Here is a 24,597-nt window from a genome sequence, read left to right as displayed (position 1 = left end):
CTCTCCCCACATTTTATCATTCCCACAGCAGGCGCTTGCCGTGCAGTGCACGGGTCGCCCTGCTGAGGCTGCCTCACTTCTTTCTTCCGAACGGCTTGCGGCCTCTCGGCGGGCAGGGCTACAACACGCCAAACCCTGCGAATTACCTTACGTTACTTAAGGCTGGGATGCGTTGACTGATGTGGAGAAATGGCTTGCCGCAAGTGGAAGCCGGGCTGCTGCCAGAGGCTGACTCGGTTATCGACTTGCGAGAGGTCGATCAAAATCGCCGCACCTTGATGTGGAACTCAGCAGCGCGGGATTCCTGGCCCGGGATCACGGTTACGCTGGATTCTCCTCTGCCGTCAGGCGGATCGATCAAACGCGTGCCGCTGGGTGCTGGTGACTTGTTCGAAGTGGAAAGCTTAGCTGCTGACGTGGATTTCCATCCAACCCAATCGTCCTGCACGCGCAACGCCTTCCTTTCCGTAATGGTGCAAGTCGAGGGTGCAACACAGGTCCACCAGAATGGCCTCCAAGCCGTCGTGGAGCCGGGCGATATCTGCCTTCTGGACGAGAGCAGCAGATTCAGGATTGTGTCGCAAGAATGGGGGAGGATCTACTTTCTGCGCCTGCCGCGTGCGCAGGCACTGGGTCGACATCCTCTTCTTCAACGCCTGGTTGCTCAAACGCTGTCTTCGTCGGACACGGGCACCAGCCTGCTCACAGACCTGCTTTTGCGACTTGGCAAGGATGCTCCGAAGCTTGGCGATGCGCAACGCAACGCCGCCCTTGGCGGAGTGATCCAGATGCTGGGCCTCGCCAGCCTGCCCGAGGGCAAGCTGTCCCCGACCGACTGGCGCATCCGCCGCGCTATAGATTTCATCGAGCAAAACCTGCAACAACAGGACCTGTCGCCGGAAGCCGTTGCGCGCGATCAGCGGATCAGCCGTCGCCGGCTGGATGCGATCATGCAGCAGCAGCTCGGTCGGTCCATCTCTCGCCAGATATGGAGTCGTAGGCTAGAACGTGCTTCGGAAGACCTCCGCAACCCCCAGGGTTTCCATCAGCCGATCGCGCAGATTGCCTTTGCCAACGGCTTCGAGAATGTCGCGCATTTCACCCGCGCCTTCAAGAACCGGTACCTCATAACTCCCGGCCAGTGGCGCCTGAACTAGGGCAGGACCTCATTGGGGAGCAACGAGGAGGCGCAGGTTGGTGACGTGGTTCGCGTGGGCACGGTGCTGCTGGTGTTCGAGACCGAAGGGACCGGTGCGGGGGAACCGGAAGTGGCTGCTGAACCGGTTGTGGAGGTGGCAGCAGTTGCATCGCCTCCGCCGGTTCCGCCACCCTCACCGGCGCCATCCCCACCGCCGCCCGACGCAGGCAAGGTGCTGGCCTCGCCCCTGGCGCGGCGGCGCGCGCGCGATTTTGGGGTCGATCTCGCCAGCGTGCCGCATCAGGGGCAGCGGGTGCGCAATGCCGATCTTGAAGCGTTCATGCTGGCGGCAAGAACGCCCCCGCGCGCAGATCCCGGCCCGGCCTGCACCCCCTCGCTGAAGGACGAGGAACTGCCAGTCGTCGGTATGCGCCGGATGATCGCGCAGAAGATGCAGGAGGCCAAGCGCGCCATTCCGCACTTCACCTGTGTCGAGGAAATCGACATGATCGAGCTGGAACGACTGCGCGCCGAACTCAATGCTGCGGACCGCGCCTCCAAGCAGACGATCCTGCCGCTGCTGATCGCCGCGATCTGCCGCAGTTCAACGCGCATTACTACGACGACAGCCAGATAATCCGCCGCTTTTGCAGCGTGCACGTGGGCGTGGCGGCACAGACCGATGCGGGCCTGATGGTGCCGGTGATCCAGCACGCCGATGCGCTGTCTCTCGACAAGCTGGCTGCCGCGCTGGCGACACGCGCCGAACTGGCGCGATCGGGGACCATTGCGCGCGATGACCTTCGCGGTTCGACCATCACCGTCATCTCGCTCGGCAAGCTGGGCGGGATCGCGGCGACGCCGATCCTCAACCGGCCGGAAGTGTGTATCATCGGCCCAAACAAGATCGTCACCCGCCCCGTGTGGCAGGATGGCCGCTTCGTCCCCCGACAGATGATGAACCTGTCGATGAGCTGCGACCACCGCGTGATTGACGGCTATGACGCTGCGGCTTTCGTGCAGGCCTTGAAGCGGCGGCTGAAAGTGCCCGGGTTGATCTTCGTCGATCCGTCGTCCAGTCATTCTCCGCTGGGTGCAGGTCCTGGAGCTGACCTCGTCATCGTAGGTATCGGTGCCGAACCGACGGCAGCATGGTGCTGCATCATTTCGCGTATGGCCGGCACTTCGGCGTGATCGACCAGCAAGTGGTCAAAGGCTGACAGCTCGGCACGCAAGCAATTACAGAAGTTCCTGAGGTTTGGACGCGGGGTTCAGGCCGGTTTTTCCACGCAGAAGGGGCAGTCTGCCGCCCAGTGATCGGGATAGACCTCGGCAAAACCGGGCGGGACGGTTTTCAGGCGCTCGTCATGTTCGACCGGGCTGCGGGGCCAGAACACGCAGCCGCTTGGCGGGTTGAGCGGTGATGGCAGATCGCCCGGCAGGATGATCCGCGTCCGCGCCTTCTCCGCCCTGGGATCGGGCAGCGGAATGGCGCTCATCAGGGCCTTGGTGTAAATGTGCAGCGGCTTGTCCACCACCGCCTCGGCGCTGCCCAGCTCAATGATATGGCCCAGGTACATCACCGCGATCCGGTCCGCGACATAGCGCACGACCGACAGATCGTGCGAGATGAAGATCATCGTCAGCCCCATCTCGCGAACCAGCCGCTTCAGCAGATTGAGGATCTGCGACTGGATCGAAACGTCGAGGGCGGACACCGGTTCGTCGGCGATGATGAGCTTGGGCTCGGGTGCCAGGGCGCGGGCAATCGCGATGCGCTGGCGCTGGCCACCGGAAAACTCGTGCGGATAGCGCTTCATCTGGACCGGATTGAGGCCGACTGTGCGCAGCAGGTCTGAAACCCGGCCGCGCATTTCTTCGGCATTCAGGCCCGGATGCCGGGTGCGGATTGCCTCTGCCAGGGTATCCATCACCGTCATGCGCGGGTTGAGCGAGGCGTAGGGATCCTGGAAGATCATCTGGAAATTCTTGCGCGTCTCGCGGATGTCCTGATCCGAAATGGCGCTCAATTCCTCGCCTTCCAGCCAGATCTGGCCGGAAGTCGGGCGGATCAACTGCATGATCGTGCGGCTGAGGGTCGATTTGCCGCAGCCGGATTCGCCCACCAGTCCCAGCACTTCGCCCTTGCGGACTGTCAGCGAGACGCCATCGACCGCTTTCACCACACCCTTGCTTTGCCGGGTGAGGAAATCGCGCCCCAGGTCGAAATGGGTCCGCACGTCCTGCAGCACCAGGAAATCGGTGGCGGGATCGCCGATTGCCGCGCTCATGCCGCGCCGCCTTCTGCCGGCGCTGCATCGCCGACCACCGCGTCTTCTGCCAGGTCTTCGGGCAGCACGCTTTCGATGGGCGCTGTGCTGTCACAGAAATGGCATTCGGCATGGCAGTGGCCATTGCCGAGGTCACGCAGCACGGGCACATCGCCTACCGGCCCTGCCACCTTGGGATAGGGGCAGCGGGGATAGAACGCGCAACCGGTGATGGGCTTGGCAAGATCCGGCGGAAGGCCGGGAATAGTGAACAGCTTCTGGCCCTTCTTCTGCAGCGACGGGATCGTCTTCTGCAGCGCGCGGGTATAGGGATGGCGCGCTTCGTAGAACACCTGTTCTGCCGTGCCGCTTTCCATGATCCGGCCGGCATACATCACGTTCACCTTGTCGCAGGTGCCCGCCACCACGCCCAGATCGTGGGTGACGAGGATGACCGCGGTGCCGAGCTTTTCCTGCCGCTGGCGGATGATTTCGAGGATCTGAGCCTGCACGGTCACGTCCAGCGCCGTGGTCGGCTCGTCCGCAATCAGCAGGTCGGGATCGGTGATCAGCGCCATCGCGATCATCACCCGCTGGCGCATGCCGCCGGAAAATTCGTGCGGATAGCTGCGCACGCGGCGCGAGGCTTCGGGGATGCCGACTTCCTCCAGCGCCGCGATGGCCTTGGCGAGCGCTGCCTTGTCATCGATATCGCTGTGGACCTGCAATGCCTCGACCAGCTGGGTCGAAATGCGCAGGTACGGATTGAGCGAGGTCATCGGATCCTGGAAGATCATGCTGATCCGCTTGCCGCGCACCTGGCGCAACTGCGCCTGCGTCATTTGCAGCAGGTCCTGCCCGTCGAACATCGCGGTGCCGCTTTCGATGCGGCCGGGCGGTTCGGGGATCAGGCGCAGCAGCGAATAGCAGGTGACCGATTTGCCGGACCCGGATTCGCCGACAATGCCCAGGGTCTCGCCCCGATCGACCGAGAAGGACACGCCATCGACCGCGCGCACCACGCCATTGCGGGTGTGGAAATGGGTGGTCAGTCCGGAAACTTCGAGCAAGGCCATGTTGCTCAGTCTCCTGCGCTTTTGGGGTCGAGGGCATCGCGCAGGCCGTCACCCAGGAAGTTGAGGCAGAACAGCGTGAGCGCGAAGAAGAAGGCCGGGAAGATCAGCAGCCAGGCAAAGATTTCCATGTTCTGCTGGCCTTCGTTGATCAGGACGCCCCAGCTGGCATTGGGCGGCTGCACGCCGAGCCCGAGGAAGCTGAGAAAGGCTTCGAGCAGCATCACGGCCGGTACTGTCAGGGTAGCGATCACGATTACCGGACCCAGCACGTTGGGGATCAGGTGGCGCAGGATGATGCGGCGGTTGGACAGGCCGAGCGAAACTGCCGCCTCGACGAACTCCTGCTTTTTCAGGTCGATCACCCCGGCACGGACAATGCGCGCCATGGTCAGCCATTCGACACAGCCGATGGCGACGAACATCAGCCACAACGAGCGGCCGAATGCCACCATCAGCAGGATCACGAAGATCGTGAACGGCAGGGCATAGAGCAGGTCGACAAAGCGCATCATTCCCGCATCGACCTTGCCGCCGATATATCCGGCAGTGGCGCCGTAAACCACGCCGATCAGCAGCGAAACGCTGGTAGCGACCAGGCCAACGAGCAGCGAGATGCGGCCGCCTTCCATCACGCGCACCATCAGGTCACGGCCCAGCGTATCGGTGCCGAACCAGTGATCGGCTGACGGCCCCTCGGCCCCGGCGAACAGGTTCTGCGCCTGGCTGTCATAAGGCGAAAGCCACGGCCCCACGACGCAGAACAGGCCAATCAGGATGAACATGAACAGGCTGCCCAGTGCCAGCTTGTTCTTGCGCAGCCGCGCCCAGGCGTCGCTCCACAGCGACGAGCCCTGTTCCAACTGCTCCGGTGTGATGGGAGCGGGGGAAAGCGGAAGTTTCGATGCCAGATCAGCCATGTTTCAGCCTGGGATTAAGCGCCACCTGCGCGATATCGACCAGCAGGTTCATCACCACGATCAGCGCGGCAAACAGCAAGGTCAGCCCGAGGATCAGGAAATCGTCGCGGTTGAGCGCCCCGCGCACGAACCACTGGCCAAGGCCGGGGACCTGGAAGATCGTTTCCACCACGAAGGACCCCGAGATGATCCCGGCCAGTGCCGGGCCGAGGAAGGTGATCGCGGGGATCAGCCCGCCTTTGAGGCAGTGCTTGAAGATGATCTGCCGCTCCGGAACGCCCTTGGCCCGGGCCGTGCGAACCCAGTCCTGGTTGAGCATTTCCAGCATTCCGCCACGGGTCAGGCGGGCAAAGTAGGCGGCATAGACCAGTCCCAGGGTGCCCGCGGGCAGGATCCAGTATTCCGGTCCGAACCAGCCTGCTACCGGCAGCAAGCGCAGGATGATGCCAAACAGCAGCGCCAGCATCGGCCCCATCACGAAGCTGGGCAGGCAGATGCCCGCCATGGCCAGCGACATCGGCAGGTAATCGAGCCAGGTGTTGCGCTTGACCGCGGCGATGATGCCCGCCGGGATGCCCAGCAGCAGCGCGATCACCAGGGCCATCCCGCCCAATTGCAGCGATACGGGGAAAGCCTCGCCGATAATGTCCGTCACCGACCGGTTGGCATAGACGGCGCTCGGGCCGAATTCGCCCTGCAGCATATTGACCAGCGACAGCCAGAACCGCTCGAGAGCAGGCTTGTCATAGCCATAGAATGCCTCGATCTGGGCGAGGATTTCCGGGCGAATGGCCCGTTCCGAACTGAACGGGCTGCCCGGCGTCATGGCCACCAGGAAGAAGGTGACAGCATAGATCGCCAGCAGGACGATGGCGCCCTGCAGCAGGCGTAAACCGATGAACTTCACCATGAGGCGAGCGCCTTTAAGAGGGCCATCGTGCTATCAGTCCACGCGCAGCGAAACGTGCTTGTAGGGATGGTTGTCGAGCAGCTTGGGCTCCCACCCCTGGACCCGCGGATCCTTCAGATAGACCCGGGTGTACCAGTAGATCGGCACGATCGGCATTTCTTCCAGCAGGATAGCCTCGGCCTGCTGCAGGAGGTCCATCCGTTCATCCTCGCTCTGCGCCACGCGGGCCCGGCCGATCAGCGCGTCATACTGCGGGTTGGCCCAGCCGGTGTCGTTGTTGCCGTTGCCCGAGGTGAAGATGTCGAGGAACGAGGTGGGGTGGACATAGTCCCCGATCCATCCGGCGCGCGAGATGTCGTAATCAAGGTTTGACTGGCTATCGAGATAGACCTTCCATTCCTGGTTGTAGATGCCGACGTTGATGCCCAGCGTGCTCTGCCACATCGCCTGGAGGGCCTGGGCAATCTTGCGATGCCCTTCGTTGGTGTTGATCAGGATTTCCGCATTGGGGAAGCCCTGTCCGCCGGGATAACCGGCCTCTGCCAGCAGGCGCTGTGCTTCGGCGACGTCGAACTGTACGGCGTCGGATGCCGGATATCCGTCAATGCCCGAAGGGGTAAAGCCGGTAGCCGGAGTCTGCCCGCCCTGCGTTACCCGATCGACCAGCAATTGTTTGTCGATCGCCAGCGCCAGCGCGCGCCGGACCCGCACATCGTCGAACGGCGGGCGCGTGGTGTTGATGCGGTAGAAGTATGATCCGAGATAGGGCTCGATCCGCAAACGGTCGGGCATTTCGGACTGGAAGGAGGGAATCTTGTCGGGCGAGACCGTGTTGGTCAGATGCAGGCGCCCGTCGCGGAACATCGCCTCTTCCGTTCCGACATTGTCGATCGGATAGAAGCGGATACCGTTCAACTGGACGGTGGCGGCATCCCAGTAGGCGGGATTGCGCTCGACCTCGATCACCTGGTTGGTGACCCATTCCTTGAGCTGGAATGGCCCGTTGCCGACGTAATTCTCGCGCGTGGACCAACCGCTCTGCCGATCGGTCATGCCGCCGTGCTCTTCAACCGCCCGGGGATTCACCGGCAGGAAGCTGGTGTGCATCAGCATGCCGAGGAAATGCGGTGTGGGGCCTTCCAGGGTCACTTCCAGCGTACGATCGTCGATTGCCCTTACGCCAACCTGCGAGAAATTCTCGGTGCGGCCCTGGTGGAAATCGTCTGCATTCCTGATGACATAGAGCATCTCGGCATATTCGGCACCCAGCGCGGGGCTGAGGATGCGCTGCCATGAATAGACAAAGTCGCTGGCCAGCACGGGATCGCCGTTGGTCCACTGCGTGTCACGCAGGTTGAAGGTCCAGACGGTGAAATCGTCGTTGCTCTCCCAGCTTTCGGCAACCCCGGGGGCAGGTGCCAGGTCATCGTCTGCATCGGGCGCCACCAGCCCTTCCATCAGGGCACGCAGCAGGCTTGATTCGGGAACGCCGGTCACCAGGTGCGGGTCGAGACCCTTGGGCTCCGAGCCATTGCCGACCAGCAGAATGCCGTCTTGTGCCGCCTGGTCAGCCTCGGTCGGGCCGCCGCAAGCAAGCAGCAGCGAACAGAACATGGTGGAGAGGGCGAGGCGGACGATTCTGGTTGCGTTGGATATCATCATGCAAATTACCATGCCGTCATTCTTGGTTTCACACAAACGTTGATTTGCAACCCGGAAGCCCGATCGTATCGGTTGCCGCCGCCTGTCGTCGCGCAGACCTAATCCAGGAAGGCGATGGTCCGCAGTTCCACACTCTCGCGCGGGGCGGCGTCGGCAGCGGCGGTGGGGTCCTCAAAAGCGGAGTGGGCGGTGAACTGCACGGCATCGCTATCGCTGTCGAACAGCTTGAACACCATGGCCTCGTCCGGCTGCATCTGCGGCAGCCAGTACCACTTGTGATCGGGCGTCCAGGCCAGGTTGAAACCCCACAGCGAGAAGTCGAGCCCGCCGAGCCCGCCCACGATCTCGCTGTCGAACAGGTCTTCGCGGCGCACGGAGCGGGCATCGCACAGGGCCAGCGGCGTGCTTTCGACAGGCGCGATGGGGCGCCAGACGTTGACCAGCATGTGGCGGCCCGCCAGCAATGGCGCGGCTTCTTCATCGCCCAGGATCTTCCGCGAGAAATCTGCCACGGTCCTGGCGCCATAATCGACATGGGCGCCGAAGGCCGGCTGGTTGTGGCCGTGGGTGCCCGCGCTGCTGGTGCGCAGGATCGGGCCGAAGCTGATGACCTTGCGGGCCCCCGTCATGCGGCCGACCAGCTCTTCGGTATCGCGGCAATAGCGGGCGAGCTGGTCCGGATCGGTGTAGTCGGCAATGCCGCTGGAGCCTTCCGCCACGGCAAAGCCGTTACGCTCCAGCGCCAGGTCACCAAGCTGCGGGCGCATGTCGTGGATCGTGACATGGTGCTCCTCGCCCGGCCAGTAGCTGCGTTCGCGGTCGCCGGCATAGAACGTGGCCTTCTCGCCGCGCTGCACATATTTCATCGTCGCGGTGATATCGCGGGCCCTTGCCCCGATCCCGCTCCCGGCCATGGTCATTCCTCTCGCGCCCTTATTCTTTTGACGGGTTCGTGCGCGCAGCATAGCAAGCAATCCAAGCCGCCGTCGAGCGGTAGGGTGGGGAGAGTAAAGTGGCCACGATGCAGGCAGGTGCGCAAGCGCCGCTTCCGGCGGACGATCCGCGGCAAATTCTGGGCAACCGCCGGATGACTCCGGCGCAATACCTGGTGGTGGCGATCTGCATCCTCGTCAACATGATCGACGGCTATGATATCCTCGCCATCTCGCTGGCGGGCGCAGCACTGAAGGCGCAATGGGGCCTGTCCGATGCAGCGCTCGGCACATTGTTCGCGATGCATCTGGTGGGCATGGCGATTGGCGCACTGTCGGTATCGCCGGTGGCGGACCAGTGGGGCCGGCGGCCTGCGATCCTGTTCTGCCTGCTGTTGATGAGCGTGGGCATGGCCTGGGCCGCGTTGTCGCAAAGCTATGCCGAGATGGTCGCCGCGCGGATTCTGACAGGGGTCGGCATCGGCGGGATGACCAGTACGGTAGGGATGATCGCGCTCGAATATGCCAGCTTCCGGCGCCGCGAATTTGCCGCGAGCGCGGTGGCCAGCGCCTATCCGGTCGGCGTGATCATCGGCGCCTCTGTGGCCGCCACCACGCTTGACGGGCTCGACTGGCGGGTCATCTTCTGGACCGGCGCAGCGCTGTCGGCGCTATTGTTCCCGATTGCCTTTGTGCTGCTGCCTGAAAGCCTCGATTTCCTGCTCAACCGGCAACCCAAGGGGGCGCTGGCCAAGACCAACCGGATGCTCGACCGGATGAGCATTGCCCGGATCGACAGCCTGCCGCCCAAGCCGGCGGGATCGAAAGACGCGGTATTGGCGGAAATTTCGCAAGGCTTCCACGTGCGCGAACTGCTCAAGCTGTTTCTTGCCCATTCGCTCAACATGTTCGCCTGGTACTTTATCCTCCAGTGGGGCACTCCGCTGGTGGCCGAAAGCACCGGTTCCAGCGTGACCGGCGCCAACTTTTCCGAGTGGGTATCCTTTGGCGGGATCGCGGGCGGGCTGACCGCGGGCTACCTGTGCGGCCTGTGGGGGGTGCGCCGGGTCATGTGGTTCACCATGCTGGGCCTGGGTGCCTCGATCGCCGCTTTCGGCCAGCTGTCGGGCAATCCCGGCGCGCTGGTGCTGCTCGCGCCGTTGATCGGGGGCATGCTGTTCGGTTCTGCCACGGCGAACTGGCTGACGATCACCTATGCCTTCCCGCCGCAATTGCGCGCCACCGGGCTGGGCTTTGCGACCACCGCCGGGCGGGTGGGAGCGGTGGGCGGGCCCTATATCGGTGGCCTGCTGCTCAACACGCGCGAGACCGGCGCGTTCGAGATCGCCGGCATGAGCTTCCCGATGACCCTGACGATCGCTTCGGTCTGCATGATCATGGCGGTCCCGGCCGTGCTGTCGGCAATCACTTTTGGTACCGCCCGGCGATGGGACCGGACCTGACGCTTCAGGCGATTGCCGACCGCCCGGTGATCCGCGGGTTGGTTTCGGCCACGAACAGCGCAGCCAGCGCAGCAAGCAAGCCAAGGACCATCTGGACATAGAGCGCTACGTCCAGGCTGAAATTGTCGGCCAGCCGCCCGGTGATCGGCGGCAGGGCGAAGCCGCCGAAGATCTCGCCCACGGCCACCACCGCGCCCATCGCCGTGGCGGCGCGCAGGCGGCCCAGCGTTTCCGCCGGGATCACCCCCATGAACAGCGGGAACGAGCCGAGGCCCATCCAGCTGGCGAACATCATTGCCGCCAGCAGGGTGGGCGAACCATCGACCCACAATAGCGTGGCCGGGGCAATGGCGAACAGGGCGCAGAACAGGACCAGCGCGGGTTTGCGGCCTACCTTCTCGGACAGCAGGCCCGCAGCCACCGCGCCCACGGCAGGCGAGAAGCCGAGCACCGACATCATCCCTGCCCAGGTCGCCGGCTCGATGCCGCGCGGCCCGCCAAGATAGAGCGGCATGAAGATCGATCCGACCACCACCGTGCCCACGCCGAAGATGCTCACCAGCGAACACAGGGCGATGTTGCGCGTCGCCATCAGCGAGCGTACTTCGCGCCCTTCGCGGGCCAGGAGCGCGCCGAACGAGGGGCGCTGGACAGGTGCGGTCTCGGCGGGCTGCGGGGGTGCCTCGGGCTCCTTGATGAAGCGCCAGATCAGCACGGCCAGGATCAGGCCGGGAATGCCCGATACATAGAAGGCCACGCGCCAGTCCCAGGTCTCGGCGATCCAGACCAGCACGATGGGCGCGAGCGCCGTGCCGATGATCGATCCGAACACGTTCTGCACCACGCCCGCATTCAGGCCCTTGCGGCTTTCCGCGCTGGCGGCGACCATGATGGCGAGGCAAATCGGCAGGAACGGCCCCTCCGCCGCGCCCATCACGATGCGGCTGGCGAGCAGCGAACCGAAGCTCCAGGCCAGGCCCGACATGACAGAGGCGAAGGAGAAGATTACCAGGGCCGCCAGCAGGAACGGCTTGCGCTTGCCGATCAGGTCCGACCAGCGCCCCACGAAATAGGCCCCCAGCGCCCAGGTCAGCGACAGGCCGGAGCCGAGCCAGCCAAGCTGCTCGTTCGACAGCCCCATCTCGACCTGCACGTAGGGGCCGAGGAAGGTCATCGCCATGCGGTCGAAATAGGCAAAGCCATAGGCCAGGCCCAGCAGCAGCAGCACTGTCAGTTCGTATCCGCGCAGGTGCACGCCGCCTGGCGGGCTGGTCGTGTCGGTCATATTCCCTCCCCGGTCCGCCGAGGACGGACTTGTTATCCGTTACAAGGCGTAATTGTATGCACTATTATGATTTGCATCACGGTGTTGCCCGATTGCGACAGCGATAGCTATTTGGATTTTCGCTGGCGCACAATGCTTGCCGCAATTGTAACAAATGGTAATGTTGAAGGTGGGAGAGGAGAATGCGGCCACTGGCATGTGCGCGGCAAACTTCCCTTTCCGAATTCGAGCCTGGGCATCATCCAATCATGGGATGGGCACGGGTCGCTACAAGCAAACAAGCCGCATCCACAAAGGATGCAGCAAGGGGAGGATACCTGATGAAGTTCAAGACGCTCAGCGTCGTGTCGTCGCTGGCCATTGTGGCCGGGATGGCCGCGCCAGCCCACGCCCAGGACAGTGATAGCGATAGCAATCGCTCCAATGTCATCGTGGTGACCGCGGAATTCCGCGAAGCCAACCTGCAGGACACCCCGATCGCGATTACCGCGGTCAATGCCGAGATGCTCGAAGCACGCGGCCAGACCAACATTGCCCAGGTTGCAGCCCAGGCGCCGAACGTGTCGCTGCGTCCGCAGCCGCAGAACGGCGGCTCGGGCCTGATCGCCTTTATCCGCGGCGTCGGCCAGACCGACTTCAACTTCGCGCTCGATCCGGGCATCGGCGTCTATGTGGACGACGTGTTCATCCCAACCCTGTCGTCTTCGCTGCTCGAACTGATCGACCTTGACCGCATCGAAGTCCTGCGCGGTCCGCAGGGCACGCTGGCGGGCAAGAATTCCATCGGTGGCGCGATCAAGCTGTTCTCGCAGCGTCCGCGTGGCGACAATTCGGGCTCGTTCCGCCTCGAATACGGTTCGTATGACATGATTTCGATGCGCGGCATGGCCGACATCGGCGTGACCGACAACGTGGCAGTCCGCATCTCGGGCATGAGCCGCAGCCGCGATGGCTATGTGGACATGCTGGACTATGGCATGCTGCATAACGACAATGTGCCGTCGAACCTGGCGCGCGGTCGTGGCAACCCCGACTACAGCACCATGGGCGACGAAAGCCTGGTCGCGGGCCGTGCCGCCCTGCGGTGGGAAGCGAGCGACCGGCTGGAGATCAACATCTCGGGTGACTACACCCGCGAAAATTCCAGCGCGGGTCCGACCGTTCTGATCGCCGCGGGCAACACCGTGCCGGCTGGCGGGTCGGCCGAACTGTTCGATCCGTTCGATCCCAACCCTTCGGTCTCGATCGGTTCGCAGGGCGAACTGATCCCGTGGCTTCGTGGCACCGACGGCAATGCCGTCACGCTCGATTGTCGCTTCGTTCCTGCCGGGCAGTACAGCTGCGACACCGCCAACCTGCGCAGCCTGGGCTATGACCCGCGTTTCGTCAGCTATGCCAACTTCATGGATGGCATGGAGCCCAATCCGCAGGCTCCCTTCAAGCCCTATTTCGCGCTGCCGATCCAGGAGTTCGAAGGCTGGGGCGTGTCGGGCAACCTGACGTTCGACATCTCGGACAATGCCCAGCTGGTCTATATCGGTTCGTACCGCACCTATGTTTCCAAGTGGGGCCAGGACCAGGACAACACGCCGATCCCCGTAGCGCAGCTCGACAACGAGTTGAACCATGAGGCGTGGAGCTCGGAAGTCCGCCTGAACTTCGATGCGCTCAACGGCATGCTGGAAGGCACCGTTGGCGGGTACTACCTCGACCAGAACGGCACCTATACCGCGCGCGTGGACCTGAACTATGTGGGCCACACGATCGACTTCATCCACGGCCCGGATACCACGCCGAGCACGACGAAGGCGGTGTTCAGCACCTTGACCCTGCGTCCCACCGACAGCTTCAGCCTGACCGGCGGCCTGCGCTATACCAAGGACGAAAAGATCTACACCTACTTCCGCAGCAACCCGGATGGCACCCTGCCCAACGCGGCGCTGTGCTTCTCCAATCCGGGCGGCTTTGCCGGGTTCAACCCGGATGGCAGCCCGATCGGACCGCCCGGTGCCGTGGTCAGCTCGCTCGACAGCTCGCCCAACTGCATCCTCAACGGCCTGTTCAACGTCCCGGGTGCCTTCCGCGGCAACCGGTGGGACTGGCGCGTTGTCGCCGATTACCGCTTCTCGGATGAACTGCTGGCCTATGCCTCGGTCTCGACCGGGTTCAAGGGCGGCGGCGTGAACCCGCGTCCGTTCGTGGGTGACCAGGCCCTGCCGTTCAATCCGGAAACGCTGACGACCTACGAAGGCGGCTTCAAGGCCGACCTGCTTGATCGCACAGTGCGGTTGAACGGTGCGGTGTTCCTCAACAAGTACGAGAACATCACGCTGGGCAAGCAGATCTGTCCGGAATCCAGCCTGCCTTCACCGTGTCTGCGACCGGAGAACATCGGTTCGGCCGATGTGAAGGGTGCCGAACTCGAACTGGCGATCTATCCGGCTGACGGCCTGTCGCTCGATGGTTCGATCAGCTTCCTCGATTTCGAGTATACCTCGGCCGTCGATGGCGCTGGCAACCTGGTGGGCACCGGCATCAACGGCAACAACATCACGCCGTATACCCCGAAAGTCGCCTATGCCTTCGGCATCCAGTACGATCACGAAATCGAATCCGGCACGATCAGCGGCCGCTTCGACGGATCGTACCAGGGGGGCACGTTCTCCAACGCGGAGAACACCTCGTGGGCACGGGTCGATGGCCGGTTCCTCGGCAACGCGCGCCTCAGCTACACCACGGCGGATGGCGACTGGCGCGCTTCGCTCGAAGTGCAGAACGTGTTCGACAAGTACTACTTCATGTCGGTCAGCGACACGACGGCCAATGCCCTTGGCGTTGTCACCGGTGTGCCGGGCCGTCCGCGCACCTTCTCGGTCGCGCTGGAACGCCGCTTCTGATCAGGTGGGGGTGCCCGGCCAAGTGGTCGGGCACCCCCATCTGGCGCTGAGCCAAGAAAAAGGGGCGCGGATCACATCGATCCGCGCCCCTTTTTCGTGGCCTTTGGCGGGCAGGCGATTACTCGCTGTCGGCGTTCAGCCGCTCGCGCATTTCCTTGCCCGGCTTGAAATAGGGCACGCGCTTGGCCGGCACGTCCACCGCATCGCCGGTGCGCGGGTTGCGCCCGGTACGGGCATCGCGCCCGCGGGTGGAGAACGTGCCGAAGCCACGCAGTTCGACCCGGCCCCCTTCGGCCAGGCGGGTGGTGATCTCCTCGAAGAAGATATCCACCACCTGCTCGATTTCCTCGGGCCTCAGGTCAGGGTTGTCGGCGCATAGCGATTGCAGAAGTTCTGATCTTATCATGGTCGCACCTTCAGACCGGACTAAACGTCCGTGTTGTTCGATAGTTGCGCATGCACCGTGCGACCCCCAAGGCAATGCCTGCAAGAGCGCGTCAACATGACAGATGCGGCACGTTCGCGCAATTGTCTGTTCATGTTGCAGCAAGACAAATTTTTAACTGATTGTTACGGAGGGATAATGCTTGGCCGCAGTGATCTTGCGTGACGGCGTCAGACGAGGTCGGCCAGGTCAGCCAGGCGGATGTCGAGCCGCGCCATGCGCCGCCGGATCCGCGGCCATTCCTCGGCCATGAACTGCTCGCGTTCAGACTGGCGCAGGCGATCTGCCGCCCCTTCGCGCACGAACATGCCCACGCCGCGCTGGACGCGGATCAGACCGTCGGCCTGGAACTGCTGATAGGCCTTGGCCACGGTGAGCGGATTGGCCCCCTGTTCCGCCGCGAAAGCGCGCACCGAAGGCAGCATCTGCCCTTCGGCATAGTCCCCGGCCATGATGGCTGCGGCGATCCTCTCGCGCAGGCGGAGGTAAACAGGCTTGGTCTCGCTCATCGGGTGATGCAGTGCCATAATACAGCGCCGCAGGTCAAGCCTGCGGTGGCCAGCCAGATGGCGGTTTCTCTTGCAACGAAGTGGCTTCACATGGCCACCGCAACCGCTAGGGTGCGCGCTTTGGCGGGCCGCAGGCGCCCGAGATCGACGGGATGAGGACCGCGCATGAAAGACATCGGCTTGTGGAACGAGGGTGACTGGGTCGCCGCCATTGCCACGGTAATCCTGGCGCTGTTCCTCACCATGGGCGCGATGATCGCCGCCAGCCGCAAGCCCGAAGCATTCGGCCACCCCAAGGGCCTCTACATGCTGTTCTTCGCCGAAATGTGGGAGCGCTTCAGCTTCTACGGCATGCGGTCGCTGCTGATCTTCTATCTGACTGCGCACTGGCTGTTTTCCGATGGCGAGGCCAACGTCGTCTATGGGGCCTATGGCGCCATGGTCTATATCACCCCGGTCCTCGGCGGCTGGCTGGCCGATCGCTATATCGGCCAGCGCAAGGCCGTGCTGTTCGGCGGGGTGCTGCTGGCGCTGGGCCACCTGTTCATGGCGTTCGAGGGCGCGGGCGGACAGGACGATCCGACCATCAACGTGTTCTGGCTGGCCCTTGCGCTGATCATCGTCGGTTCGGGTTTCCTGAAGGCGAACATCTCGGTGATGGTGGGCCAGCTCTACCGGCGGACCGACGTGCGCCGCGATGCGGCCTATACGATCTTCTACATGGGCATCAACGTAGGCGCGGCGGCGGGCACGATCCTGGTCGGCTATCTCGGGCTGGTCATGGGCTGGGCCTATGGCTTTGGCCTCGCGGGTATCGGCATGGTGGCAGGCCTGATCGTCTTCGTGCTCGGCAAGGCGGCCCTGCGCGGTGCGGGCGAGGCCCCGGTCGTGCTGACACGTGCCAAGACATTGGCGATCTATGGCGTGTCGGTGGCATCGGTCGGGGTCATGTGGCTGCTGATGCAATACCGCGAGGCGATCCAGACCCTGCTGATCGTATCGGGCATTGGCCTGCTGGGCTATGTCCTGTTCCAGGCCTTCAAGCTGCCCAAGCACCCGCGCGAGCGGATCTTCGCCATCCTGTTCCTGATCGCACTGAACCCGGTGTTCTGGGGCCTGTTCGACCAGAGCGGCGGCAGCCTCAACCTCTATACCGACCGCTATACCGATATCGGCAACGTGCCGGCGGCGATCTTCCAGTCGATCAATCCCATCTACATCATCCTCTTCGCCCCGCTGTTCGCCATGCTGTGGCAATGGCTCGGCCAGCACGGGCTGGAGCCATCGGCCCCGGCCAAGTTTGCCCTGGCGCTGTTCCAGGTTGGCCTCGGCTTCCTGGTCTTTGCCTGGGGCGCGACGGCTGCGGGGATGGAAGTGATGACGCCGGTGATCTTCATCTTCCTGATCTACCTGCTGCACACCACCGGCGAGCTGTGCCTCAGCCCGGTCGGCCTCAGCGCGATGAACCGGTTGGCTCCCACTTTCATGGCCAGCCTCATCATGGGCGCGTGGTTCTATATGACGGCGGTGGGCAGCTTCGTGGCTGGCAAGATCGGCGAAGCGACCGGCGGCGAAAGCGGCGAGATGTCGAAGGAACTGACCCTGGCGATCTACGGCCAGATCGGCTGGATCGCCATTGGCGTGGGCGTGGCGGTGCTGGCCCTCAGCCCCATCGTGAAGCGCTGGATGCACCTCGATACGCTGGAAGATGCCGATGAAGACCTGCCGGGCCGCGCCGAACTGGGCGAGCCGGAAGCGGCGGGTATGAAGCCGGGCGGGCGGGGGTGACTTCGCGAGAGGACTATCGCTGAGGGTCGATCATCCGCCGATACAAGGCTTCCCGACCTTGCTGGCGCACTTTCCTGATCTTTCTGTGCGGTAGCGCGAACAGCAAAGGGAGAGCGACGCAGGTCGTCGCCAGAAAGAGGAAATCATAGCTCAGCAGCCCGGCAGTCGGCGCGACCAGACAGAGCAGGACGATGATCGAAATCTGCGCGAACCAGACTGCCATCATCTCCAAGGCCTTGGCCGGAATGCGTGTTCCATAGTGATGATAGGCAAGCCTCCAGAAGGCGGCTCGCAGCCTCTGAACTAGGCCCGCGCTTCCTCGACCCCCGCCGAATTGTGCCGCAGCGCGTTCAGCACCGTTTCGACGATATGCGGCGCGGTGAGGCCCGCCTGGTCATATTGTTTGTCCGGTGCGTCGTGGTCCTGGAACAGGTCGGGCAGGCGCAGGGTGCGGATTTTCAGGCCGGCATCGAGCAGGCCCTCGTCGCTCGCCAGAGTCAGCACATGGGCGCCCAGGCCGCCGACGCTGCCTTCTTCCACCGTCACGACAACTTCGTGCGTGGTGGCAAGGCGGCGGATCAGCGCGCTGTCGAGCGGCTTGGCAAAGCGCAGGTCGGCCACGGTGGTGGCAAGGCCCTTGGCCTCCAGCGCATCGGCCGCCTTCTGCGCTTCGGCCAGCCGTGTACCCAATGACAGGATCGCCACCTTGCCGCCGCGTTCGTCGCCGCGTACTACCCGGCCCTTGCCGATTTCGAGCTGCAGCGGAACCTCGGGCAGGGCAACGCCGGTGCCGTTGCCGCGCGGATAGCGGAAGGCGATGGGGCCGCTGTCGTGGAGCGATGCGGTATAGGTCATGTGGACCAGCTCGGCCTCGTCCGAAGGCGACATGACCACCATGTTGGGCAAGCTGGCGAGATAGGTGATATCGAAGCTGCCCGCATGGGTCGCGCCGTCTGCACCCACCAGTCCGGCGCGGTCAATGGCAAAGCGCACCGGAAGGTTCTGGATCGCCACGTCGTGCACGATCTGGTCATAGGCGCGCTGGAGGAAAGTCGAATAGATCGCGCAGAACGGGCGCATACCCTGTGCCGCAAGCCCGGCGGCGAAAGTCACCGCGTGCTGTTCGGCAATGCCCACGTCGAAGGCGCGGGTCGGGTGGGCCTTGGCAAAGCGGTCCACTCCGGTGCCGCTGGGCATGGCGGCGGTGATGGCGCAGATTTTCGGATCGCTTTGCGCCAGCTTGGCCAAAGTCTCGCCGAACACGTTCTGGTAGGCGGGCGCGCCGGGAGTGGGCTTGGACTGTTCGCCCGTCACCACGTTGAACTTCTGCACCCCGTGGTACTTGTCGCTCGCTTCCTCGGCCGGGGCATAGCCCTTGCCCTTCTTGGTCACGACATGGATCAGGCACGGCCCTTCGGCCGCATCGCGCACGTTTTCCAGCACCGGGATCAGCTGGTCGAGATCGTGCCCGTCGATCGGGCCGACATAGTAGAAGCCCAGTTCCTCGAACAGGGTGCCGCCCATGGCCATGCCGCGGGCATATTCATCGGTCTTGCGAGCCGCCACGTGGAGTGGTTTGGGCAGTTTACGGGCAAACCGCTTGGCCAGTTCGCGCAGGCCCAGGAACTGGCCCGATGTTACCAGTCGCGCCAGATAGCCCGACAGGCCGCCCACCGGAGGCGCAATCGACATGTCGTTGTCGTTCAGGATCACGACCAGCCGGTTGCCAGCCTGTTCGGCATTGTTCATCGCCTCGTAGGCCATGCCCGCGCTCATCGCGCCGTCGCCGATCACGGCAATCGCCTTGCCCGGCACGCCATTGAGCTTGTTGGCGATGGCAAAGCCGAGGCCCGCCGAAATCGAAGTGGACGAGTGCGCCGCGCCGAACGGATCGTACTCGCTCTCGCTGCGCTTGGTGAAGCCCGACAGGCCGCCGCCCTGGCGCAGGGTGCGGATGCGGTCGCGCCGGCCGGTGATAATCTTGTGCGGATAGGCCTGGTGGCCCACGTCCCACACCAGCCGGTCGGTCGGAGTGTCGAACACATAGTGGATCGCCACGGTCAGCTCGACCACACCGAGGCCGGAGCCGAGGTGGCCGCCGGTGGTGCCGACGGTGTCGATCATCTCCTGCCGCAGTTCATCGGCGAGCTGGCGCAGCTGTCCGGCTTCGAGTTTGCGGAGGTCGGGCGGCGTAGCGACCGTATCGAGCAGCGGGGTTGCGGGACGCAATGTCATTGCAGTGCCTTACCGTGCCAATGCGTGCCTGTCGATGAACGAGAATACGGCAATTAGGAGGTGCAATCGGCACACAGGCCGCGCAGTTCCACCACCGGACGCACGTTGGAAAAGCCTGCTTCCTCGCCTGCCTTGCGCAAGGCGCCGGTCAGCTTGTCGTCATCCAGATGGCTCGCCTGCCCGCAATCGTCGCAGATCAGGAATATGCAGTCGTGGCGGCAGCCGGGATGGGTATTGGCGAGATAGGCGTTGGCGCTTTCGATCCGGTTGGCGAGGTTAGTCCGCACGAACAGGTCGAGGATGCGGTATACGCTGTTGGCCGCCACGCGCTTGCCGCGCACCAGGCCCACGCCTTCGGCAATGTCATAGGCGCTGGCGGGTTTGTCGTAAGCCGACAGCACACCGAACACGTCGGCGCGCATCGCGGTCCACTGTTCACCGGCGGCTTCGAGCACGCGCTCGGCCTCCTCGATCAGGGCGTGGCCACTGTGGTCGTGGTGATGGTCATGGTGCTGCAGTGCCGTCATTGGGCCGATATAGGCGCAATGGGGCGCGGCGGCAAATTATCCGGTGCGAAACGCGGCGCGCCAGAGATTGGGAAACTTTTCGCGCAGCGCCGCTACCTTGGGCGCATCCCAGCGCACGATATAGGCCTGGTTGGGGTTCTTGTGCATGAAGTCCTGGTGGTATTCCTCCGCCTCATAAAAGCGGATCGGGTTTTCAATGGCGACGACGATGGGATCGCTCCACACGCCCGAACGGCTCATCTGGGCAAGATAGGATGTCGCCACGGCGCGCTGTTCGGCATTGAGCGGAACGATGGCCGTGCGATAGTGCCGCCCGCGATCGGGGCCCTGGCGGTTCAGCAGGGTGGGATCGGCGCCGACCGAGAACAGGATCTGCAGCAGCTGGTCATAGCGCACGATCGACGGGTCATAGACCACGCGGACTGCCTCGGCATGGTCCGTCCGCCCGGCGGAAACCAGCGAATAGCGCGCGGTCTGGGCCGTGCCGCCATGATAGCCCGACACCGCGCTCTGCACGCCGCGGGTGTGGCTGAAAATGCCTTCGATGCCCCAGAAGCAGCCACCGGCGAAGATCGCGGTCTGCATGCCGCTTTCATCCGCCTGGCGCGCGGCGACGGGCGCGTCGAACACCTCGTCCGCCATGACCGGGGTCGCCACCAGCGCCATGGCGGCGAGCGCGAAGGCAAGCATGGTGGCTTTGAATTTCATGTCAGGCAGCTCCAAGCTGGGGGATGATGTTCATGGCCAGCACAACAGCAGTTACACCGAAGCCGAGGAAGAATGAACGGTAAAATTCGCCGTTGAACAGGCCCATGATGGCTGCCTTTCGTTTCGTCTGACTGGTTTCCCCCTGATATCACGCACAGGTTTCCACCTACTGAACGGGCGGTTTAGCTGCGTTCAGGCTGTGTGCTTGGGCGACTATCGGGAACGCTTTGCCGCATCAGTGGCGGAAATGGCGCATTCCGGTGAAGACCATGGCGAGCCCGGCCTCATCGGCAGCAGCAATCACCTTGTCATCGCCCAGCGCGCCACCCGGCTGGATCACGGCAGTCGCGCCTGCCTCGATTGCGGCGCTGAGCGCATCGGGGAAAGGCAGGAAGGCTTCGGACGCCATGACGCTGCCCACGGTGCGCGGTTCGGGCCAGCCGGCCTCCTCTGCCGCTTCTCGCGCGCGGATCGCGGCCGTGCGCGCAGAATCGCGGCGATTGACCTGGCCCATGCCGATTCCCGCCGTCGCGCCGTCGCGGGCATAGACGATGGCGTTCGATTTCACGTGCCGCACGACTGTCCAGGCATAGAGGCAATCGGTGAGCTCGCGCTCGGTCGGCGCGCGTTTGGTTACCACCTTGAGGTCGGTCGCGGTGATGGAACCGCCATCGCGCGACTGCACCAGCATGCCGCCTGCTACCTGCTTCAGTTGCAGGCCGGGACGGCGCGGATCGGGCAGACTGTCGAGCAGCAACAGGCGCAGGTTCGGCTTGCGCGCGAAGATGGCGAGTGCGTCCTCGCCAGCACCCGGAGCCAGCACCACTTCGGTCATGATGCCGGTGATCGCTTCTGCGGTCGGCCCGTCGATCGCCCGGTTGAGCGCGACGATCCCGCCAAATGGCGAGGCGCGGTCGCTGTCGAAGGCGTTGCGATAGGCTTCTGCTAGGTTGCCGGACGTTGCCACGGCGCAGGGGTTGGCGTGCTTGAGGATCGCCACGGTCGGCTCTGCGTCGCGGAACTCGGCGATCAGTTCCAGCGCGGCATCGGCATCGGCATAGTTGTTGTATGACAGCGCCTTGCCCTGCACCTGCCGCGCCTGCGGGATGCCGGGGGTCGATGGCCCGCGCGGCACATAGACCGCCGCCTGCTGATGCGGGTTCTCGCCATAGCGCAGCACATCCTTGCGGGCGAAGGCCATGGGCAGGGTATCGGGAAAGGGCGTGGCTTTCAGCGCGTCGGGGCCGAGCGGGTTTGACCATGCGTCGGCCATGGCAAACCAGCTGGCAATGGCGGCATCATAGGCGGCCGTGCGGGCATAGGCCTTGCCCGCCATGCGGATGCGGAAGGCGTGGGCAGTGCCGCCATCACGCTCCATCTGCTCCAGCAGTTCGGGATAGTCGGCGGGATCGGTCAGGATGGTGACGAAGTCGTGGTTCTTGGCCGAAGAGCGGACCATGGCCGGACCGCCGATATCGATATTCTCGATGATCTCCTCGCGCGTGCCGCCGCGCGCCACGGTCTGCTCGAAGGGGTAGAGGTTGACCACCAGCAAGTCGATCGGCCCGATGCCGTGGGCCTCCATCGCGACGACGTGTTCGGCATTGTCGCGCACGGCCAGCAGGCCGCCATGGACCACGGGGTGCAGCGTCTTTACCCGGCCGTCCATCATCTCGGGAAAGCCGGTCAGTTCGGAAATGTCCTTCACCGGCAGGCCCGCATCGCGGATCGCGGAGGCCGTCCCGCCGGTCGAGACCAGCTCCACCCCCATGCCCGCCAGCGCGCGCGCCAGATCGACAATACCGCTCTTGTCGGACACCGAAAGGAGTGCCCGCCTGATCGCCACCGTAGTCATTGTCTATGCTATCCCATCTTCTTCAGGAGCCAGCCGAAATTGCCGCCACCGCGCGACACCAGGCCCTGGATCACCAGTTGCTCTATGGCATGCGGGCGGCCTTCGCCATCGACCCACAGGCTTTCTTCGATCTCGACGCTGGCGGCGCCGGTTTGGAACTGCCAGTAACTGCCATCGGGCAGCGACAGGGTGGCCCCGCGCCCGCCTTCGGCCAGCTTTGCGCTCACTTGCGGGCCAAGGTGGAAGCGGATGGCGAACGGCACCTTGCCGCGCTTGCCCCCGCGCCCCGAAGGCACCAGCAGGTCCTCGCCGCGCAGTTCCCTGCCGTCGTCGCGCAGGATCACGATGCGGCGATGGACGAGGCCGAAGCGCTGGGCATAGCCATCATGGCTCGCCTCGATCCGTGTGGCGCCGCCCCGGCCCGAACCCGAGCCCGAACCGGAACGGTCAAGCGAGATGGTGCGGCGATCGACCTCGACCTCGCTGACGCCCGAACCCAGCTTGCCGTTGATCAGCACGGCAGTGGAATTGGCATCGCCCAGTACCATGGTCGAATGGGCGGCGGTTGCGCGCAGCCCCTGCTCGATCCGGGTCGGCACCTGGCCGCCGGCAAAGCCTGATCCGCCGCAATTGGTGATCAGGCGATAGTCGCCGTGGCTGAATTCAAACGCCAGGGTGGAAGCGCAGCCATTGCGCGCATGGCGGGCAAGCGGCGGGGGCGCGGTATCGAACTGCAGCACCGCCACCTGTCCTGCGCCACGCGCCGAAACCCGCTGGTAGCCCCATTGCCGTGCATCGCGCAAAGGCCGGGTGCGCACGCCGCTGGCACCGATCAGCGCGGCGAGCCGGTCGGCCCTCACCGCGCCTGCACCTTGCCAGTTGCCCAGCGACCCGTCGGCATGGGTCAGCGCCAGCAGCGGCGGCACGAGCAGGCCGAGCATGGTTTCAAGCGCGCGCGGCGGATCGCGCTTTACCGCGCGGTAGCAGGCGGCGAGGTCCACCAGCAGGGCGATGGCCTCCATCTGGCCCAGCGGACTGCGCGACAGCACGCCGCCATCATCGCCCACCAGGTCACCCAGGGCGCGGACCAGCCCGGCCTCGCCGAACAGGCGGCGCGGCTTGCCTTCGGGCAGCAGCAGGCCCGCAGCGGTAATGGCACACCAGCCGGCCACTTCGGCCAGCCGGTCATCCGCGCGGGTGACATGGCGATCAAGCCAGCGGGCGGTTTCGGCCATCATGTCGAGGATTTGCTGCCGCTCGTCGCGGTTGCCGGCCGACAGCAGCAGCGGGGCATGGACCAGCCAGCCCATCAGCCTGAGGCCGGCGTTGTCCACCTTCCACGCCGCGCCGCGCCCTACCCGCTGGCCGGGATGGGGATTGGCTGCGTGCCAGGCGGAGAAGATGCGCTGCGCGGTGGGCGCGCACTGCGGCAGGGTGCCGCTGGCCGACAGGTCGCGCAGCCAGGTAAAACCGTGGACCGCCCGCTCGAACGGCGGGGTCAGCTTGGCGGCGGGCGCGAAATCGATCTGGCCGATGGGGGCCTTGACCCCGTGGATCAGGAAATGCCCGGCGCGCAGGGCCATGCCGGCCACGCGATCACCCTCGACCGGGCTTTCCACCGTGGCGAGCAGGCGGGGACGCAGGGGCTTGCGGAACGGCGAAGCAAGTGTGTGGCCGGGGATGCCCAGCCGGTAGGCCAGCCGGATCAGCCGCTCTCCCGCGCCGATCTCGGGCGGGTTGAAATCGCTGAGGGTCAGCGCGCGGCCCGGAGAAGGCGGAGGAGAAGGCGGCGCGGCGGCCGCTGGGACCGGCTGGCCTGGCACCACGTCCGCCTCGCTCAGCACAAGCTGTTCGGGCCGGTCATCGCCCAGCGGAATCGCCAGTTGGCGGGGTGCTTCGCGGGCAGAATCGTTGTCACCGGTATGGTCCGGCGACCTGTCGTCCGAGGCGTGGTGCAGCCGGTTCGACAGGTCATCCATC

The 24,597-nt window shown here is 64.5% G+C and carries 19 protein-coding genes and 1 pseudogene; 5 read left to right on the top strand and 15 right to left on the bottom strand.

All coding sequences use genetic code 11. The features are described 5' to 3' along the window. Positions 1-203: 203 nt before the first annotated feature. Both M3P36_RS04350 and M3P36_RS04345 read left to right on the top strand, forming a co-directional pair. Positions 204-1,157: a helix-turn-helix domain-containing protein gene (locus M3P36_RS04350; RefSeq protein WP_249701856.1), complete on the top strand. Its 954-nt coding sequence runs from the start codon at positions 204-206 to the stop codon at positions 1,155-1,157. Positions 1,158-1,202: 45 nt separating this feature from the next. Then, positions 1,203-2,332, top strand: a pseudogene (locus M3P36_RS04345) (dihydrolipoamide acetyltransferase family protein). Between the two features lie 77 nt (positions 2,333-2,409). On the opposite strand, the gene M3P36_RS04340 reads toward M3P36_RS04345, so the two are convergent. The 6 genes from M3P36_RS04340 to M3P36_RS04315 form a co-directional block, all read right to left on the bottom strand. Further along, the gene (locus M3P36_RS04340) at positions 2,410-3,429 is read right to left on the bottom strand and encodes an ABC transporter ATP-binding protein (protein ID WP_249701465.1); all 1,020 of its coding nucleotides are present in this window, start codon (positions 3,427-3,429) and stop codon (positions 2,410-2,412) included. Continuing rightward, positions 3,426-4,484, bottom strand: a complete 1,059-nt coding sequence (locus tag M3P36_RS04335) for an ABC transporter ATP-binding protein (RefSeq protein WP_249701463.1) — start codon at positions 4,482-4,484, stop codon at positions 3,426-3,428. Before M3P36_RS04335 ends, M3P36_RS04340 begins: the two co-directional genes overlap by 4 nt. 5 nt (positions 4,485-4,489) lie before the next feature. Continuing rightward, positions 4,490-5,401, bottom strand: a complete 912-nt coding sequence (locus M3P36_RS04330) for an ABC transporter permease (protein ID WP_249701456.1) — start codon at positions 5,399-5,401, stop codon at positions 4,490-4,492. Continuing rightward, positions 5,394-6,311 (bottom strand): ABC transporter permease, encoded by a 918-nt coding sequence (locus M3P36_RS04325; protein ID WP_249701441.1) that lies wholly within the window; start codon positions 6,309-6,311, stop codon positions 5,394-5,396. Before M3P36_RS04325 ends, M3P36_RS04330 begins: the two co-directional genes overlap by 8 nt. Positions 6,312-6,344: 33 nt before the next feature. Further along, on the bottom strand, positions 6,345-7,973 hold the full coding sequence (locus tag M3P36_RS04320) for a peptide ABC transporter substrate-binding protein (protein ID WP_249701438.1): 1,629 nt from the start codon (positions 7,971-7,973) through the stop codon (positions 6,345-6,347). Between the two features lie 98 nt (positions 7,974-8,071). Further along, complete coding sequence (locus tag M3P36_RS04315) at positions 8,072-8,893, bottom strand: CmcJ/NvfI family oxidoreductase (protein ID WP_249701430.1); 822 nt, start codon at positions 8,891-8,893, stop codon at positions 8,072-8,074. Between the two features lie 101 nt (positions 8,894-8,994). Here M3P36_RS04315 and M3P36_RS04310 point away from each other — a divergent pair, with 101 nt between their 5' ends. Beyond that, positions 8,995-10,368, top strand: coding sequence for an MFS transporter (locus tag M3P36_RS04310; RefSeq protein WP_249701840.1), 1,374 nt, complete (start codon positions 8,995-8,997; stop codon positions 10,366-10,368). Between the two features lie 4 nt (positions 10,369-10,372). Here the strand turns inward: M3P36_RS04310 and M3P36_RS04305 are convergent, their stop codons facing one another. Continuing rightward, positions 10,373-11,653, bottom strand: coding sequence for an MFS transporter (locus tag M3P36_RS04305; protein ID WP_249701418.1), 1,281 nt, complete (start codon positions 11,651-11,653; stop codon positions 10,373-10,375). Between the two features lie 320 nt (positions 11,654-11,973). Between M3P36_RS04305 and M3P36_RS04300 the strand changes: the two genes are divergently transcribed. Beyond that, a complete protein-coding gene (locus tag M3P36_RS04300; RefSeq protein WP_249701416.1) occupies positions 11,974-14,550 on the top strand; it encodes a TonB-dependent receptor in 2,577 nt (858 codons plus the stop codon). 118 nt (positions 14,551-14,668) lie between these two features. Here the strand turns inward: M3P36_RS04300 and M3P36_RS04295 are convergent, their stop codons facing one another. Both M3P36_RS04295 and M3P36_RS04290 read right to left on the bottom strand, forming a co-directional pair. After that, a complete protein-coding gene (locus M3P36_RS04295) occupies positions 14,669-14,956 on the bottom strand; it encodes an integration host factor subunit beta (RefSeq protein ID WP_249701414.1) in 288 nt (95 codons plus the stop codon). Positions 14,957-15,165: 209 nt separating this feature from the next. Continuing rightward, positions 15,166-15,522: a GntR family transcriptional regulator gene (locus M3P36_RS04290; RefSeq protein WP_249701397.1), complete on the bottom strand. Its 357-nt coding sequence runs from the start codon at positions 15,520-15,522 to the stop codon at positions 15,166-15,168. Between the two features lie 147 nt (positions 15,523-15,669). On the opposite strand from M3P36_RS04290, the gene M3P36_RS04285 reads away from it, so the two are divergent. After that, positions 15,670-17,292 (top strand): peptide MFS transporter, encoded by a 1,623-nt coding sequence (locus M3P36_RS04285; protein WP_249701388.1) that lies wholly within the window; start codon positions 15,670-15,672, stop codon positions 17,290-17,292. Between the two features lie 13 nt (positions 17,293-17,305). Here M3P36_RS04285 and M3P36_RS04280 read toward each other — a convergent pair whose 3' ends face one another. The 6 genes from M3P36_RS04280 to M3P36_RS04255 all read right to left on the bottom strand — a co-directional run bounded on the left by M3P36_RS04280 (position 17,306) and on the right by M3P36_RS04255 (position 24,596). Next, entirely contained in the window at positions 17,306-17,518 is a 213-nt protein-coding gene (locus M3P36_RS04280; RefSeq protein WP_249701381.1) for a hypothetical protein, read from the bottom strand. A gap of 77 nt (positions 17,519-17,595) precedes the next feature. Continuing rightward, entirely contained in the window at positions 17,596-19,527 is a 1,932-nt protein-coding gene (dxs, locus tag M3P36_RS04275; RefSeq protein ID WP_249701367.1) for a 1-deoxy-D-xylulose-5-phosphate synthase, read from the bottom strand. A 53-nt stretch (positions 19,528-19,580) separates the two neighbouring features. Further along, entirely contained in the window at positions 19,581-20,054 is a 474-nt protein-coding gene (locus tag M3P36_RS04270; protein WP_249701365.1) for a Fur family transcriptional regulator, read from the bottom strand. 36 nt (positions 20,055-20,090) lie between these two features. Beyond that, entirely contained in the window at positions 20,091-20,762 is a 672-nt protein-coding gene (gene msrA / locus M3P36_RS04265; RefSeq protein ID WP_249701363.1) for a peptide-methionine (S)-S-oxide reductase MsrA, read from the bottom strand. Positions 20,763-20,997: 235 nt separating this feature from the next. Beyond that, complete coding sequence (gene purH, locus M3P36_RS04260; protein WP_249701361.1) at positions 20,998-22,617, bottom strand: bifunctional phosphoribosylaminoimidazolecarboxamide formyltransferase/IMP cyclohydrolase; 1,620 nt, start codon at positions 22,615-22,617, stop codon at positions 20,998-21,000. 8 nt (positions 22,618-22,625) lie between these two features. Beyond that, positions 22,626-24,596: a heparinase II/III family protein gene (locus tag M3P36_RS04255; RefSeq protein ID WP_249701350.1), complete on the bottom strand. Its 1,971-nt coding sequence runs from the start codon at positions 24,594-24,596 to the stop codon at positions 22,626-22,628. Position 24,597: the final 1 nt, after the last annotated feature.

Source organism: Altererythrobacter sp. KTW20L (genome assembly GCF_023501975.1).
In the GTDB taxonomy this organism is placed as follows: Bacteria; Pseudomonadota; Alphaproteobacteria; order Sphingomonadales; family Sphingomonadaceae; genus Alteraurantiacibacter.
This window is presented reverse-complemented; position numbering and strand designations above follow the sequence as displayed.